We start from the raw sequence: 16,127 nt of genomic DNA, 5'->3' as shown, positions 1-16,127 counted from the left end.
CTAAATGGCGGTATAGTCATTTAGTATAATCCGCGTAGAGAAAGCGGGCTGGTGCAGCCTGTTTTCTCTAACGCCTTCGATGCTTTCCTTCCTTTTATTCGCTATACTTGGCTAAGTATCAGTGCCATAACTCGCCTTTATTATCACTATTCTGAATGTTTGATTTGATATTCAAATAGCTATTTAATTGAAATTGATAGTATTATGAAGCTTATGAGAACAACATGATTAATATAAAGAGGCATAAGTAAATTTATATGGCGATTATTTTAGGTATTGACCCTGGCTCTCGCGTTACGGGATACGGTGTTATTCGCCAACAAGGCCGGCAACTACTGTATTTAGGTAGTGGATGTATTCGTACCCAAGTTGATGATTTACCAAGTCGTCTGCAACGAATTTATGCGGGTGTCTCGGAAATTATCACCCAATATCAACCTGATGTGTTATCTATTGAACAAGTTTTCATGGCGAAGAATGCGGATTCTGCATTAAAACTCGGTCAAGCTCGAGGCGTTGCAATTGTTGCGGCTGCAAACATGAATATCCCCGTATTTGAATATGCAGCTCGTCAGGTCAAACAAACGGTGGTAGGCACAGGAGCCGCAGATAAAAGCCAAGTACAACATATGGTTAAATCGATTCTGAAGTTGTCAGCGAGTCCACAATCTGATGCGGCAGATGCTCTGGCAATTGCGATTACACATTGCCACTTCAATCAAAACCTTTTAAAAGTTGGCGATCCACGGTTAGTTTTAACGCGTGGTCGTTTAAGATAGCGAGTTTATCTTAAACAGAATCGCTTATTAATAAATAGCGTGCAACTGGATATGCATCCAGCATTTTTTGTGGTATAAACAACGGTATTAATGATAATAAACCAACCTGTTCAGGGTTTAAATAGCATGTTCAGGGTTGAGAGAGCAATAGAGGGCTTCAATGTGATAGGTCGTTTACGTGGTATTGTTTTAGAAAAGCAACCTCCAATCGTATTATTAGAGCTACAAGGTGTCGGTTATGAAGTCCATATGCCGATGACTTGTTTCTATGAATTACCCGAAATTGGTCAAGAAGCGATTGTTTTTACACATTTTGTTGTACGTGAAGATGCCCAATTATTATATGGCTTTAACGATAAGCAAGAAAGGGCGCTATTTAAAGAGCTGATCAAAGTTAATGGGGTTGGCCCAAAATTAGCCCTAGCAATATTATCTGGAATGTCTGCTCAACAATTTGTTTCTGCGATTGAGCAAGAAGCTATTGTATCACTGGTCAAATTACCTGGAATTGGTAAGAAAACGGCAGAACGTTTAGTGGTCGAAATGAAAGACCGCTTCAAAGGCTTAAATGGCGATTTATTTAATCAAAATAGCGACATTAACCTGCCAAGTGTTAACAGCAAGGTGCCAAGCATGGCAGATATTGAGGCGGAAGCCGCTGCTGCATTGATTGCTTTAGGCTATAAACCACAAGAAGCAAGCCGTATGGTGAGTAAAGTCGCAAAACCGGATAGTGACTCTGAAACATTGATCCGTGATGCCCTTCGTGCCGCACTTTGATTGAGAGACGTTGAATATGATTGAAGCTGATCGCCTAATAACGGCTGAAGTATTACAGTCAGATGAAGAAGCTATTGACCGTGCGATCAGGCCAAAGCTATTGAATGAATACATTGGTCAGCCTCAAGTTAAAGGCCAAATGGAAATCTTTATTCAGGCAGCTAAGATGCGAGGCGATGCACTTGATCATTTGCTAATCTTTGGCCCACCTGGGCTAGGTAAAACAACGTTGGCAGGGATCGTTGCGAATGAACTCGGTGTTAATCTACGCACAACTTCAGGGCCTGTATTAGAAAAAGCTGGCGATTTAGCGGCTATGTTAACTAATCTAGAACCCCATGATGTCTTATTTATTGATGAAATCCATCGATTATCTCCAGTTGTTGAGGAAATACTTTATCCCGCAATGGAAGATTACCAACTAGATATCATGATAGGTGAAGGGCCTGCTGCGCGCTCTATTAAAATTGATCTTCCCCCTTTCACATTAATTGGTGCAACGACCCGGGCAGGGTCACTCACATCGCCATTACGTGACCGCTTTGGTATTGTGCAACGCCTAGAATTTTATCAGGTCGATGATTTACAACATATTGTCAAACGTAGCGCCCAATATATGGGGCTAGATATCACCGAAGAAGGTGCGTTACAAGTTGCTATGCGATCGAGGGGGACACCACGTATTACCAACCGCTTGTTACGTCGTGTACGGGATTTCGCTCAAGTAAAAGGTGATGGCTCAATTGATGAGCTAATTGCTAATCAAGCATTAGACATGTTAAATGTTGATGCGGCAGGCTTTGATTATTTAGACCGTAAACTATTAGTGGCAATTATTGATAAATTTATGGGCGGTCCTGTTGGTGTTGATAACCTTGCAGCTGCCATCGGGGAAGAGCGTGAAACCATAGAAGATGTTTTAGAACCTTATCTTATCCAGCAAGGTTTTATTCAGCGTACCCCTAGAGGCCGAATGGCGACGGTTCATGCATATAACCACTTTGGTTTAACCCCTAAAGAAATTTAATTATATTAAATAAAAATGGCCCCAACATTGAAAGCAATGTTGGGGCCATTTGCATCAAAAATTGTATGTAACAACTGAAATTATGTAGCTCATGGCTTAAATTAATTTTTCACTTTTATTACTAAGCTAAATACGAACAGAATAGCGGATACCAACACCACAGACGGCCCTGCAGGAGTATCGTAAAAAGCCGAGAATGCTAACCCGCCAGTCACTGCTATCATACCAATTAAAACAGCGATAAAAGCCATTTGTTCAGGTGTGCGAGCAAAACGTCGCGCTGTTGCCGCTGGAATAATCAATAAAGACGTAATAATTAACGCCCCGACAAATTTCATTGCAATACCAATTGTTAGTGCGGTAACTAACATCAGTAATAAGCGTAGCCTTTGAATATTAATCCCATCAACAAAAGCCAGTTCAGGGCTAACCGTTATCGACAAAAGTGCCCGCCAACGATAAAAAAGCAACCCGCAAACGACAATAACGCCAATAAAAATCGTTATAATATCCTCATAGCTGACTGAAAGTAAGTCACCAAACAAATAAGCCATTAGGTCAACTCGGACATTAGCCATTAAGCTCACAACAACTAAGCCTAGAGAAAGTGAACTGTGCGCCATAATACCCAGTAGCGTATCAACGGCAAGTTGTGGCCGTTTTTCTAGCCAAACTAAAATTAAGGCCAATAACAATGTGACTGCAATAATGGCATAGAATGGGTTGATATTTAATAGAAGCCCAAATGCGACACCTAGCAATGAAGCATGGGCGAGTGTATCGCCAAAGTAGGACATACGGCGCCACACAACAAAAGAGCCTAGAGGACCTGCCGCAATGGCAAGTAGCATACCTGCTATCCAGCCGGGTAATAGTAACTCAATCATGTTTGCAGTCCTTGCTGTGTTGGTGACCAACAATAATATTGCCTTCTAAATCGTGTTGATGATTATGTTGATGGCGGTATACACCGAGTTGTTGAGCACCGCGATAACCAAACATTGCCACAAACTCAGGGTGGTTTGAAACAACGTCTGGTGCGCCAGAACAGCATATATGGCCATTAATGCAAAGTACTTTATCTGTTTTTGCCATTACGAGATGTAAGTCATGGGAAACCATTAATACTGCACAATTTAGTTCTGTTCTTAACTGATTGATTAAGTCGTAGAGAGCAACTTGACCGGTGATATCAACCCCTTGAGCAGGTTCGTCAAGTACTAGCAGGTCAGGTTTATTGAGTAGGGCACGAGCGAGTAAAACGCGCTGAGTCTCACCGCCTGATAATTTTTGCATTGGTTGTTCAAGTAAATGCGTCGCCTTGACCCTCTCGAGGGCAGGCAACAAATGCTCTTTACGGACACCAAGCTTTAATAACATAAAGCGTTTAACCGTCAGAGGGAGCGTCGTATCTAAGTGAAGTTTTTGTGGAACATAACCAATAGCGAGAGAAGAAGGACGCGTAATGGTACCTGATGTAGGGGCAAGTAGCCCAAGTACAACACGTACAATTGTTGATTTTCCAGCGCCATTTGGGCCTAAAAGGGTGACGATATCACCTTTATTCAGTTCAAAGGTAACATCGTTAAGAACCTGTTTTTCGCCAAATGAAACAGAAATTTTATTTAAAGTCAGTAATGGTTGCATATGAAAAACATCTTGCAGAATTCATGTTATGTTATATTATAACATTTCAAAGTTAAAATCACGGAAAAAGACTGCTATGATACATAAATCGAAAAACATTGCCTGCAAATTTCTTTTCGGGGCGGTGGCGAGCTCAGTATTAAGTGCAACTATGGTATCAACTGCTAATGCAGATGTTGTAACGTCAATTCGCCCACTGGCCTTTATTGCCGCGGGTATTGCTGACGGTGTCACTGAGACGCAAGTTTTATTACCAGATGGTGCTTCGCCTCACGATTATGCACTTAAACCTTCTGATTTGAAAAAAATTAAACAGGCTGATTTATTTGTGTGGGTAGGGCCTGATATGGAAATGTTTTTACAAAAGCCAATCAATACATTACCACAGAATAAACGCCTAGCATTGGCTGAGCAGAAAAACATTAAGCCACTACTTATGGCGGAGTCACATGAAGATGAACACGACCATGAACATGGAGATGAAGCTAACCATGACAGGGATCACGAACATCATCATCATGGTGAGTATAATATGCACGTTTGGTTATCACCAGAGATCGCAAATTTTGCTGCGCAAGACATTTATGGACGCTTAGTAGAGCTTTATCCTGACCAAAAAGATAAGCTAGACGTAAACCTTCGTAAATTCAAAGAAAATATGGCGCAAAATGATCAGAAAATTGCTAAGATTTTGCAGCCAGCTAGAAACAAGGGTTATTTCGTTTTTCACGATGCTTATGGCTACTTTGAAAAACACTATCAACTCGCTCCTTTAGGGCATTTTACGATAAACCCAGAAATACAGCCAGGCGCGCAAAAATTACATCAAATACGAACACAATTGGTTGAGCATAAAGCGCAATGTGTTTTTGCTGAGCCACAATTCAGGCCTGCTGTGATTGAAAGTGTAGCACGTAATACGGGGGTGAAAATGGGAACTCTCGACCCATTAGGGATTGGGCTGGCTATAGGGCCGGATAGCTACATGAAGTTTTTGACTCAATTATCAGAGCAATACGCCAGCTGCCTGGATTAAAAATAGAAGGAATTGTTTAAGTGCAGCAAATGGCCAAGAGTCTGGTTCAGGTATATGGTAGCCTGTCTAGAACACATAAGATTGTATTAAGTGCGCTCACTGTAGCGACTATGGCCGTCGCAGTTTGGCGGCCAGTTCATATACCAACGACGACTGAAAATGATGGAACACCAGATACCATCATTCCGCTTTCATTATTACCTGCAAGTGATGCAACCGACGATATAATTCAAGATAGTAGTGAACAGCTGCCTGATGAAGGCCTCGCTGATACTGACGCTGAAGCCGCAGAGACGGGTGGGGCAGCAGCCCCACTTGCTCATGAATATGTTGTTGCAAGTGGTGACAATTTAACGACTATCTTAACTCAATTCGGTATTGAAGCGGGTGATGTTGCAACGCTATCCAATCAACATAAATCGCTGAGAAACCTGAAAATAGGCCAATCTTTAAATTGGTCGTTAACTGATCAAGGTGAATTAGAATCATTGACATGGGAAGTTTCTCGCCGTGAGACCCGTGTATTTACCCGTGTTGGAACGACTAACAAATTTGAAGAAGCCAAACAAATTCGCGAAGGTGAGTGGACTAACAGTGTTTTAAAGGGCACGGTTGACGGTTCATTTGCACAAAGTACAAATAAAGCTGGCTTAACACGCAGTGAAGGCCGTGAGGTAATTAAAGCCTTGCAATGGCAAGTTGATTTTAAAAAATTGAAAAAAGGCGATAAATTCAGTGTGTTAATGAGTAGGGAAATGCTGAATGGCCGTAGTGAACAGAGCCAACTCATTGGTGTTCGTTTACAAACAAATGGAAAAAGCTATTACGCTTTTCGCGCTGAAGATGGGCGATATTATGATAGCGAAGGGAATGGCTTAGAGCGTGGTTTCTTACGATTTCCAACCGCTAAACAATTTAGAGTTTCTTCACAATTCAACCCTCGACGAGTTAACCCAGTCACTGGGCGTGTAGCACCACATAAAGGTGTGGATTTCGCAATGCCAGTCGGCACGCCAGTACTTGCAGTAGGTGATGGTGAGGTCATTGTTTCAAAATACAGTGGTGCTGCAGGTAACTTTATTGCGATCCGCCATGGGCGTCAATATACCACGCGTTACATGCACTTACGCCAGTTATTGGTTAAGCCAGGTCAAAAGGTTAAGCGCGGTGATCGAATTGCACTATCGGGCAATACTGGGCGTTCGACTGGGCCTCATCTACATTTTGAAATGTGGGTTAATCAACAAGCGGTAAACCCACTCACTGCGAAATTACCTCGTTCTGGTGGTTTGACAGGGAAAGAGCGTAAGGAATACTTAGCGCTAGTAAAAGAAACGAAACCACAACTTAAACTACAGTAACTTAAGTTTCCATTTATATCGCTGGCAGGTACTTGTATCTGCCAGTTTTCTTTGTAATGCTCCCATAAACTATTATAAGCTATAGAAATATGGCTATTATTCACTTGAGTACAGCATGAATAAAGATCAAGACACTGATAGTAAAAAAGGCTATGTGCCAACGTTTCACCGCTCTTACCTTTTACCTAGATATTGGGGAGTGTGGTTAGGGGCTGGTATTTTAGCAGGATTAGCGTTCATTCCAGTTAAAGTCCGTGACCCTTTATTGGCTAAAATAGGGAAATGGGTGGGGCGACTCGCAAAAAGTGGTCGTCGTCGCGCTAAAATTAACTTACTTTACTGCTTTCCTGAATTGACAGAACATCAACGAGAAGAATTAGTTGATCGAATGTTTGAAACTGCACTACAGTCCTTTGTTATGTTGGCAGAGCTATGTCTTCGTGGAGCGAACAAAACGCTAGCTAGAACGCATTGGCATAATCAAGAAGTTATAGAACGTTTAAAGCAACAGCAAAGTAATGTTATTTTTATGGTACCACATGGGTGGGGCGTTGATATCCCTGCGATGTTATTAGCAGCCAAAGGCCAGCAAATGGCTGCCATGTTTCATCACCAAAAAAACCCCGTTGCAGATTATTTATGGAATAAAGCAAGATACCATTTTGGGGGGCGCTTACATTCAAGAGAGGCGGGGATTAAGCCTTTCATTGCTTCTGTTAGGCAAGGTTATTGGGGGTTTTACTTGCCTGACCAAGATCATGGTGAAGAGCATAGTGAATTTGTTGATTTTTTTGGCACATATAAAGCAACTTTACCTGCAATCGGTCGGCTAATGAAGGTATGTAAAGCGAAAATTGTGCCACTATTTCCTGTTTATGACCATAAAACGCATCAACTGCATATTTATATCCGTGAACCGATGGATGATATCGATGGAAAGGATGATAAATATATAGCACGAAGAATGAATGAGGAGCTGGAGTATCTGGTTGCTCCGAACTTAGAACAGTACACATGGATATTAAAATTATTGAAAACGCGAAAAGAGGGAGAAATAGAACCTTATCAGCGAAAAGATCTCTATCGTTAGTGCACTTAAATACAGAATCAATTTTAAACCATTACTTTTTAGTAATGGTTTTTTTATCTAAATGTATACATTTATAGAAATACCCCCTTGAAAGTCAATGATTTTAAAAATGGTGTACGATTATCCGTAATAGAAATTTAGAGTAATATATTAATAATTGATAGTGACTTCATTCCTCTTTAGATATGTCACTAATTTTTTGTAAAGTAGTGATAAAAGTAAGTAGCGTATATTTTTTATTTATTTAGCAGTAATCATAAAAATAAAGCACTCATATTAAAAATAATTCTTTACCTATCAAAAAAAATAACGTAAACACGCTTAAAAATATGAACAAATACCAATCATCATGTATAATCACTTATTGGTGACGTATAAAATATGTTTCGATATTTTGATTACATAATAAAAGTAACTCCCAGATGAATACTTGGAGGCTTAATGGAAAAAACTCGAACTACGTTAGACCAATGGGTAACTTTACAGGCGGTAGTTGATTATGGTGGTTTTGCTCAAGCTGCTGAAATTTTGCATAGGACGCAATCATCAATTAGTTATACCATCAGTAAATTAGAGCAAACATTGGAAATTGAAATATTTTTTTTAGAAAAACGCCGTGCAGTATTAACTAAACAAGGAGAACAATTATTAGCGTTATCGAGAGAGGTAATAGATAAAGCTATTTCACTAGAAGAGGTTGCTAAGTCATTCAACCATGAACGAAATAATAAAATAAATATTGTTATAGATTCCCTATACCAAAGTGATGAAATACTCGAAAAAGTTGGCGTTCTAAGCCGCTACAGAAAAGGCTATCATCTTGATTTTCATCAGCTTTCACTAGCCAAGTCAGATATATTTACACTTGAAAATTATGATTTACTAATTACTCATCATTACATTGAATCGTTAAACCCCATATTTCTTGAACAAGTTGAAGCTATATTTGTAACCCATCCAAATCATGAACTCCAACATTGCGTAGTTGATAATGTATTGGAATTAATGAAAAAAATGACGTTAATTTCGTTGGGGACTACAGATATAGATAGGGCAAGAAGCATTCAAACCATCCATGTTTCTAATGTGGCATTAGCTATTAAATTAACTGAAAACTCCCTCGGGTATTTATGGTTACCTAAAAATTTAATCCAGAAAGAATTGAATAATAACTCATTAAGAGAGCTAAAAACACCAAATAAAAAATCATTCTATAGTTTTTATATGTATGTTAATAAAAACTCGATGGCGAATGAAATTTTAAAATATTATCTAATTGATGATGAAAAAGGTAAATGAATGCTGGAGATAAATATAAATATTTTAGATGTAATTTAAAAAGATTCAATGTATCCATGTGTTAACTTAATTAAAAGTAAATGATATATTTTCCTCGCTCACCAGAGTGAGTAAGCTATTTATTCATAAAGCAATGATTAATTATTAAAGAACTATATTATAGGAACTATTATGAGTATTCTAAAAAAATCCCTAACAGTAATAGGGATTGCTTTAGCTGTTACATCTGCGCCAATTGTATTTGCTTCAGGTACAATTAACTTTACTGGGGAAATAACTGACATAGCTTGTACAGTTGATAGCAACTCCAAAAATTTAAATGTTGACCTTGGAAAGGTATCTGTAAAGAGTTTAGCCACGCAAGGTGAAGTGGCAGGTTTAAAAGATTTCACGATTAAACTTGTAGATTGTCCAGCAAATTCCAAAGTAACTGTACAATTTAGTGGTACACGTGATACTTCAGACCGTGATATTCTTGCCATTAACCAAGCTGCTGGTGTTGCAAATAATGTTGGTATAGCCTTATTTGAAAAAGATGCAACAACACAAATAAAATTATTTGAAAATTCAAAACAGGTTGAACTCAATGGTTCAACAGTAGATTTAGATTACGTTGCTCGCTATAAAGCGACAGGCGTAGCCACTGCGGGTCCTGTTAATAGCAGTGCAGTATATAGCATTCAATACCATTAATTACTGGAGGGTGACAATGTTTGCCCTCCTTCTAGCATCAATATCATGGTTATTTTTATGAGAAAAATATTTTTTTCAATCTGTATATGTTTACTTTCTATTTCTAATATCTCTAAAGCATCAGGCATTAGTGTCGGTGGAACACGTTTTGTCTATGAAGAAAATAAACGTGAAATTGATATTCCGATTTTTAATAGCGATAAAGAAAAGCCTTTTTTAATTCAAAGCTGGGTTTCTCTCTTTGAAGGTGAGGGGAAAGCGCCATTTATTGCGACTCCACCATTATTTCGCATTGAACCAAATACACATGGTTCAGCTAGGATTTCATACATAGGTGAATCTATTGGCTCAAATATAGAGAAAATTTATTTACTGAATATTAAATCAATACCACCGAAAGATGATAGTATTGAAAATGAATTACAGATAATTATAAACTCACAATTTAAACTATTTTTAAGGCCGAAAGATATAGCGTCTTTTGATTTTGAGAAGGTTTTTTTAGTTGAGAAGTCAGATGGAATTATGATTGATAACCGAACCCCATACCATTTGTCAATAAAAAATATAATTGCTAATGGTGAGATTGTTGATGGCGCCAGATTAATATATCCATTTAAAAATGATTATATTCTTAAGAAAAAAATGAGTAAGGGTAATTCAATAGTTGTTGAGTTTATTAATGACTATGGTGCTCTCATAGAGAAAAAACTAATTAAAAGTATCTAAAATGTCAGCTTTCCGTATCAAGAGTAGGCTTATCTATACTGAAGTTTTCACTGCGGTCAGTATTATATTATATGCAAACAATATAATTGCTGAGGATATATTTGATATTAATGCGATTAATACTGGAATTGAAAATCAAATTGCTGATGTGAATAGTTTAGGCTATCTATCTTCTGCAGGAGGACAATTACCTGGTGATTATTTTGTTGATATTTACATCAATGATAAACTGGTTGATAATAAAACAATTACATTTGTATTTGATAATAAAACTAAAAAATTACGTCCTGAGATAACAAAAAAAATGTTGTTAGAATGGGGTGTGAAAAATTCTGCGAGTGAAAGGTTTTCATCAAGTGGAGAAAATGAATATTTAAGAAATATAGAACAAGTTATTCCTAGTGCTAACTATCATTACAAATTTGAAATGAAAAAATTGCAAATAAGTATTCCACAAATTGGACTAAAAAAGACAAGTCGGGGTTACGTTGAAATAAACGAATGGGACGATGGAATTAATGCAGTATTTGCTAATTACACAGCAAGGTTTAATCAGTATTGGTATCAAGATAGAGACAACAGAGATAACTTATTTTTAGGATTAAGAAGTGGTATCAATATAAATGCTTGGCGTTTACGTAACTATAGTACATATAAAAAAATAAAAAATGAAAAAAATTGGAATCATTTACAAACTTATATAGAACGTGATATTAGACGTTTAAATAGTCGATTAACCATAGGGGAAACATCTTCAGATAACGGTGTGATGGAAAGTAACCCTTATCGTGGGGTGAGATTAGCATCTGATGAAAGTATGCTGCCTCAAAGTGAAAGAGGCTTTGCACCAACAGTGAAGGGTATTGCTCAATCAAATGCGATTGTCACGATCAGACAAAATAGTCATATAATTTATCAAACAACAGTACCGCCGGGCGAATTTTCGATTAATGATTTATATCCAACGTCATTCAGTGGTGACCTTGACGTCACTATAGAAGAAACTAATGGGATAGTCAGGTCGTTTATTCAGCCATTTTCAGCAGCACCGATGATGCAAAGAGCAGGCGCGTTAAAATATAGTGTGGATATTGGTAAATATAATGTTGATAGTGCACGGCGTAAGCCTAATTTTACACAAGTATCAGCAGCTTATGGGTTACCATGCAATTTATCTGTTTATGGCGGTTTTTTAGTTTCTCAAGACTATCAAGCATACACAATAGGTACCGGAGTCAATTTGGGTAATATGGGGGCAATATCGACAGATATTACACAAGCATCGACAAAATTGATTGATAAAAATAAGGTAGAAGGGCAATCGTATCGGGTTCAATATTCGAAATATATTTCTGATACAGGAACTTCTTTTTCTTTAGCCGCATACCGTTATTCAACGAGGAATTATTATGATTTTTCTGATTCGAATAATTATTTTTATCATATAGGGCGAAAAAAACAACAGTTTCAGGCGTCAGTTTCTCAATCATTTAATGGAATAGGTTATTTATCGGTGAATGGTTATCAGCAATATTATTGGGATAAACATGGTTCTGATACAAATTTAACTGTGAGTTTTAGCTCTAATTATAATTCGATGAATTACAGTATTGCTTATTCTTATACTAAACAAGAATACTCAAAAACAAATAATCAAATGATGTCATTGAATTTAAATATTCCTTTTTATTTAGGAAGAAATAATAATTGGGCCAATTATAGTTATAACACCAGTAAAAATGGTGACTCTATTAGTTCATTAAGCTTTAATGGTACGCAGTTAGAAGATAACAATTTACAATATGACCTAACACAGCGTTATAACCATAATCGTGATGAATACAGCAACTCGGTCAGTACAAACTATATCGTTTCATCGGGGGAATACAGCGCAGGTTATAACAATGATCCTAAATATCACTCTATCGACCTTGGTGCTACAGGGGCGCTATTATTGCATTCTGGTGGAATAACGACCTCACGTACGATATATGATTCAGCAGTACTCATAAAGGCAGAAAATATTGATAATTTAAAAGTAAATAATGCACAGTCACTTTATACGAATTCGTCAGGTTTTGCAGTAATTCCTACTGTTACTCGCTATGAACGAAATAAAATTAGTGTCGATACTGCAACACTAAGTGGTCACAATGATATTGCTATCAATACAGCGACAGTTGTGCCTACCAAAGGCGCAATTGTATTAGCCAATTTTCAAGCAAAACGTGGCGCTAGAGTACTATTAAAACTGGAACATGCAAACAAACCGATTGCATTTGGTACACAAGTTTCTGTTATAGAAAATGAAAAGCACGTGACAGGAGGTATTGTTGCAAATGGTGGCGAAGTTTATTTAAGTGGCGTCCCAGAGAAAAGTGTCATCATTGTGAAATGGGGGAATAACCATAATCAGCAGTGTAAAGTTCCACTTTTACTTTCATTAAAAAATGAAAAAATTCAGATTATAGAACGAACTTGTGAATAGGAGTCGTCATGAAGAATTTAGGATTAAAAATCGGCATTTCGTTACTTTTATATTTATATTCACAATTCGGAATTGCAGAATTTAGAGCTGAATTTACCAATCAAACTGTTTATTCGAATAAAACACTTTATGTCTCACGGACATCACCTGTCGGTACATTCATTGGTTCTGTTGATTTAGGAGCCCATTCACCATGGGTGTGGTGGAATGTGACAGGTAATACAGAAGTTGGAATATATTTATTAAGAGGATTAGGAAGCTCAAGGTATATTTCTGGTGTAGGTTCTGTCAGAGAAGTGGATAGCTCAGGTGTGGGTTATGCTTTACATGGTACAGTATTAAGCCCTTGTTCTGGTTCTGCGTATGTAGATGGAGTAAACACGAAAGATGGAAATATGAGTAATAGGGTAATCTGTGGGTCTAATGCATCTTCAGCGTTGTATGCGGTAAAGCTAAGGGCGGATTTTTATAAACTGAGTAATTATGTTAAAAGCCAAACTTTACCAACAACTAATGCTGCAATGCTAATTTTATTTCATAATGGTTTTATTACTACAGATTTATATGGCAAAGGTGAACCAATAGTCAATATGGGGCCAATTAATATTATTTCGAGTGGTTGCGAGGTTAAAAATAAGTCAATAGATATACTCTTCGGTAAAGTCAGCAAATCGTCATTTACGGGTGTTGGCTCAACGAGTCCAGAGAGTAAGCAAAATATTCAAATTCAATTAGATTGTGACCCGATATCACCCATAAAAATGACGTTTATTGGAACTCAAGATACAAGCCAAACACCAGGGACAATCGCACTGAATAATTTAACTGATGAAAATACAGCGAAGGGTTATGGGATCCAAATAAAATACAACGGCCTACCAATAAAGCTTAATCAGTTAATGCCTATCGTTGAAAATAATAATGCAGGTCAATATAACATTCCTTTAGAAGCCGCTTATATTCAAACACACACAGCAACAAAGGCCGGAAAGGCAAACGGTACGTTGCAATTTAATTTACAATACCATTAAGTTCAACTCGCTCGACATGTCGCATCAGCGTAATGAAGAGCTTAACTTTTTTGCATAACTTTTTTTTTAACCATTATTTTGCGCTTTATCTTAACTCATCAATAACCTGAGGTAGGTTATAATTAGCTTTTTCAATAACTAAGTTGGGGAAGACTATGGCATTTGATCGTATGGATTGGCACTACGGTGGTGATTATCCTGCAGAACTACCTACTGTGAATGGAGGCACCCATATTGGCTTTTATTTAACATGGATAATTCATAATGATTTAATCGGAGAATTTCATGTTGAGGAATCAGCGGAAGAGCTGGAATTAGTTAAAACTCGAAAGCTCGATGGACGTGAATTTTTGATAACAATGTGTGATGAAAAATTTATAGATGAAGATTTAAGTGATGAAGGTAACGCTTTTACTCAGTTCTATTATGCAGCGGAAGAAAAGGGTTACTTTGAAGATTATGAGCGTGTTCTTAAAGGTAATTTACCGACAACTTACCATATAGAAAATTCATGGGAAAATTACGATAAAATTGCACTTGTGATTAGTGAAGCATATACCAAATGGAAACAAGCTCAAGGTTAGATAGAGTATCAATATACAAGAAAGCCCCCACCCATAGGCGAGGGCTAAAAGATTATTCAACTTCTAGAATACGGCAAGTGTTCGTACTACCGACAGTACCCATTAAGTCACCTTGGGTGACAAGCACCACGTCGCCACTCATTAAATAGCCGTTATCACGCAAACGCGTCACGGCCTCGTTGGCAGCCGCAATACCATCTGTGTGGGTACTACAGAAAACGGGAGTAACACCACGATAGAGGGAACATTGGTTAAGCGTTTTTTCATGGCGAGACATTGCAAAAATCGGTAAGCCAGAGCTGATCCGAGACATCATACGAGCAGTACGACCAGACTCAGTCATTGCAATGATAGCTTTAACCCCTTTAAGGTGGTTAGCCGCATACATTGTTGACATGGCAATCGCTTCTTCTGGGCTACTAAACTCTGCCTCTAAACGGTGTTTAGATACATTCAGGCCAGGCATTTTTTCTGCGCCAAAACAAACTTGAGCCATCGCAGCGACAGTTTCTGCGGGGTACTGGCCTGCAGCTGTTTCAGCGGAAAGCATAACGGCATCAGTACCATCCAACACCGCGTTCGCAACGTCCATAACTTCGGCTCGCGTTGGCATTGGATTAGTGATCATTGATTCCATCATTTGTGTTGCGGTTATAACAACACGATTTAATTGGCGAGAACGGCGGATCAGTTTTTTCTGGACAGCGACTAATTCTGGGTCGCCAATTTCTACACCGAGGTCACCACGAGCAACCATAACAACATCAGAGGCAAGGATAACTTCATCCATGACTTGATCATTGGCTACGGCTTCTGCTCGTTCTACTTTAGCAACAATTTGGCACTCACAACCGGCATCGCGAGCCAAACGGCGTGCATAATCTAAATCTTCACCTGAACGAGGGAATGAAACGGCTAAATAGTCAACATTAATTTTTGCTGCGGTTTTTATATCTTCTTTGTCTTTATCTGTTAATGCCTCAGCAGAAAGGCCACCACCGAGCTTATTAATACCTTTATTGTTAGATAATTGACCGCCAACAGTAACTTCTGTAAATACTTGTAACCCTTTGACTTCGAGGACTTTTAATTGAACTCGCCCATCATCAAGAAGTAAAATATCGCCTGGAACCACATCAGCAGGTAAACCTTTATAGTCGATACCCACTTTATCTTGGCAGCCTTCACCTTTGCCTAAGTTGGCATCAAGAATGAATTTATCACCAATATTTAGGAAAACTTTACCATCTTTAAACGTGGAAACTCGAATTTTAGGACCTTGTAAATCGCCGAGGATCGCAACATGACGACCTAAACGAGCGGCAATCTCACGTACCTTATTAGCACGTAATTGATGGTCTTCTGGAGTTCCGTGGGAGAAGTTAAGGCGAACAACGTTGGCACCAGCATTGATAATTTTTTCAAGATTATTATCGCGATCGGTTGCTGGACCAAGAGTTGTAACAATTTTAGTTCTTCTAAGCCGTCTAGACATGTATTACTCCGTTGACCTGTAATGGTGTTGATAAAAGAGTGAAACCATTTCACTCCATTTCGAAACCTGTTTACTGCAAATAGGGATG

15 protein-coding genes are annotated in these 16,127 nt (G+C 38.2%); 12 read left to right on the top strand and 3 right to left on the bottom strand.

The features are described 5' to 3' along the window. Positions 1–257 precede the first annotated feature (257 nt). The 3 genes from ruvC to ruvB all read left to right on the top strand — a co-directional run bounded on the left by ruvC (position 258) and on the right by ruvB (position 2,586). Positions 258–779 (top strand): crossover junction endodeoxyribonuclease RuvC, encoded by a 522-nt coding sequence (gene ruvC, locus PSF42_RS07265; RefSeq protein ID WP_125891081.1) that lies wholly within the window; start codon positions 258–260, stop codon positions 777–779. 162 nt (positions 780–941) lie between these two features. Beyond that, entirely contained in the window at positions 942–1,559 is a 618-nt protein-coding gene (gene ruvA, locus PSF42_RS07260) for a Holliday junction branch migration protein RuvA (protein ID WP_272679728.1), read from the top strand. 16 nt (positions 1,560–1,575) lie between these two features. Then, positions 1,576–2,586 (top strand): Holliday junction branch migration DNA helicase RuvB, encoded by a 1,011-nt coding sequence (ruvB, locus tag PSF42_RS07255; protein WP_125891082.1) that lies wholly within the window; start codon positions 1,576–1,578, stop codon positions 2,584–2,586. Positions 2,587–2,687: 101 nt separating this feature from the next. Here the strand turns inward: ruvB and znuB are convergent, their stop codons facing one another. Together znuB and znuC are read right to left on the bottom strand one after the other, a co-directional pair. Continuing rightward, positions 2,688–3,473 carry a zinc ABC transporter permease subunit ZnuB gene (gene znuB, locus PSF42_RS07250; protein ID WP_213912787.1) on the bottom strand — a complete coding sequence of 262 codons (786 nt, stop codon included), beginning with the start codon at positions 3,471–3,473 and terminating at the stop codon, positions 2,688–2,690. Further along, complete coding sequence (gene znuC / locus PSF42_RS07245) at positions 3,466–4,233, bottom strand: zinc ABC transporter ATP-binding protein ZnuC (RefSeq protein WP_004910688.1); 768 nt, start codon at positions 4,231–4,233, stop codon at positions 3,466–3,468. The genes znuB and znuC overlap by 8 nt, the downstream gene beginning before the upstream one ends. A 76-nt stretch (positions 4,234–4,309) precedes the next feature. On the opposite strand from znuC, the gene znuA reads away from it, so the two are divergent. The 9 genes from znuA (at position 4,310) to PSF42_RS07200 (ending at position 14,544) form a co-directional block, all read left to right on the top strand. Further along, on the top strand, positions 4,310–5,269 hold the full coding sequence (gene znuA / locus PSF42_RS07240; RefSeq protein ID WP_125891084.1) for a zinc ABC transporter substrate-binding protein ZnuA: 960 nt from the start codon (positions 4,310–4,312) through the stop codon (positions 5,267–5,269). 20 nt (positions 5,270–5,289) lie between these two features. After that, positions 5,290–6,630: a murein DD-endopeptidase MepM gene (mepM, locus tag PSF42_RS07235; RefSeq protein ID WP_125891085.1), complete on the top strand. Its 1,341-nt coding sequence runs from the start codon at positions 5,290–5,292 to the stop codon at positions 6,628–6,630. A gap of 115 nt (positions 6,631–6,745) precedes the next feature. After that, positions 6,746–7,720, top strand: coding sequence for a lauroyl-Kdo(2)-lipid IV(A) myristoyltransferase (gene lpxM / locus PSF42_RS07230; RefSeq protein ID WP_272679727.1), 975 nt, complete (start codon positions 6,746–6,748; stop codon positions 7,718–7,720). A 441-nt stretch (positions 7,721–8,161) separates the two neighbouring features. Beyond that, on the top strand, positions 8,162–9,019 hold the full coding sequence (locus tag PSF42_RS07225; protein ID WP_125891087.1) for a LysR family transcriptional regulator: 858 nt from the start codon (positions 8,162–8,164) through the stop codon (positions 9,017–9,019). A gap of 171 nt (positions 9,020–9,190) precedes the next feature. Continuing rightward, complete coding sequence (locus tag PSF42_RS07220; protein WP_125891088.1) at positions 9,191–9,712, top strand: fimbrial protein; 522 nt, start codon at positions 9,191–9,193, stop codon at positions 9,710–9,712. Between the two features lie 57 nt (positions 9,713–9,769). After that, positions 9,770–10,441 carry a fimbrial biogenesis chaperone gene (locus PSF42_RS07215; RefSeq protein ID WP_272679726.1) on the top strand — a complete coding sequence of 224 codons (672 nt, stop codon included), beginning with the start codon at positions 9,770–9,772 and terminating at the stop codon, positions 10,439–10,441. Between the two features lies 1 nt (position 10,442). Continuing rightward, the gene (locus tag PSF42_RS07210; protein WP_272679725.1) at positions 10,443–12,929 is read left to right on the top strand and encodes a fimbria/pilus outer membrane usher protein; all 2,487 of its coding nucleotides are present in this window, start codon (positions 10,443–10,445) and stop codon (positions 12,927–12,929) included. Positions 12,930–12,937: 8 nt separating this feature from the next. After that, the gene (locus PSF42_RS07205; RefSeq protein ID WP_272679724.1) at positions 12,938–13,960 is read left to right on the top strand and encodes a fimbrial protein; all 1,023 of its coding nucleotides are present in this window, start codon (positions 12,938–12,940) and stop codon (positions 13,958–13,960) included. 155 nt (positions 13,961–14,115) lie between these two features. Beyond that, positions 14,116–14,544: a DUF7832 domain-containing protein gene (locus tag PSF42_RS07200; protein WP_272679723.1), complete on the top strand. Its 429-nt coding sequence runs from the start codon at positions 14,116–14,118 to the stop codon at positions 14,542–14,544. 52 nt (positions 14,545–14,596) lie between these two features. On the opposite strand, the gene pyk is transcribed toward PSF42_RS07200, so the two are convergent. Continuing rightward, positions 14,597–16,039, bottom strand: coding sequence for a pyruvate kinase (pyk, locus tag PSF42_RS07195; RefSeq protein ID WP_125894851.1), 1,443 nt, complete (start codon positions 16,037–16,039; stop codon positions 14,597–14,599). Between the last annotated feature and the right edge of the window lie 88 nt (positions 16,040–16,127).

The organism is Providencia sp. PROV032 (genome assembly GCF_028484875.1).
GTDB lineage: Bacteria > Pseudomonadota > Gammaproteobacteria > Enterobacterales > Enterobacteriaceae > Providencia > Providencia rettgeri_E.
Note: the sequence above shows the minus strand (reverse complement) of the source record. Positions and strands in the feature narration are given on the sequence as shown.

Bases quoted from the DNA above. Each gene is read 5' to 3' on its own strand.
- znuA (WP_125891084.1), top strand. From the start codon at position 4,310: ATGATACATAAATCGAAAAACATTGCCTGCAAATTTCTTTTCGGGGCG.
- znuB (WP_213912787.1), bottom strand. From the start codon at position 3,473: ATGATTGAGTTACTATTACCCGGCTGGATAGCAGGTATGCTACTTGCC.
- PSF42_RS07210 (WP_272679725.1), top strand. From the start codon at position 10,443: ATGTCAGCTTTCCGTATCAAGAGTAGGCTTATCTATACTGAAGTTTTC.
- pyk (WP_125894851.1), bottom strand. From the start codon at position 16,039: ATGTCTAGACGGCTTAGAAGAACTAAAATTGTTACAACTCTTGGTCCA.
- PSF42_RS07215 (WP_272679726.1), top strand. From the start codon at position 9,770: ATGAGAAAAATATTTTTTTCAATCTGTATATGTTTACTTTCTATTTCT.
- znuC (WP_004910688.1), bottom strand. From the start codon at position 4,233: ATGCAACCATTACTGACTTTAAATAAAATTTCTGTTTCATTTGGCGAA.
- PSF42_RS07220 (WP_125891088.1), top strand. From the start codon at position 9,191: ATGAGTATTCTAAAAAAATCCCTAACAGTAATAGGGATTGCTTTAGCT.
- ruvC (WP_125891081.1), top strand. From the start codon at position 258: ATGGCGATTATTTTAGGTATTGACCCTGGCTCTCGCGTTACGGGATAC.
- PSF42_RS07205 (WP_272679724.1), top strand. From the start codon at position 12,938: ATGAAGAATTTAGGATTAAAAATCGGCATTTCGTTACTTTTATATTTA.
- ruvB (WP_125891082.1), top strand. From the start codon at position 1,576: ATGATTGAAGCTGATCGCCTAATAACGGCTGAAGTATTACAGTCAGAT.
- lpxM (WP_272679727.1), top strand. From the start codon at position 6,746: ATGAATAAAGATCAAGACACTGATAGTAAAAAAGGCTATGTGCCAACG.
- PSF42_RS07200 (WP_272679723.1), top strand. From the start codon at position 14,116: ATGGCATTTGATCGTATGGATTGGCACTACGGTGGTGATTATCCTGCA.
- PSF42_RS07225 (WP_125891087.1), top strand. From the start codon at position 8,162: ATGGAAAAAACTCGAACTACGTTAGACCAATGGGTAACTTTACAGGCG.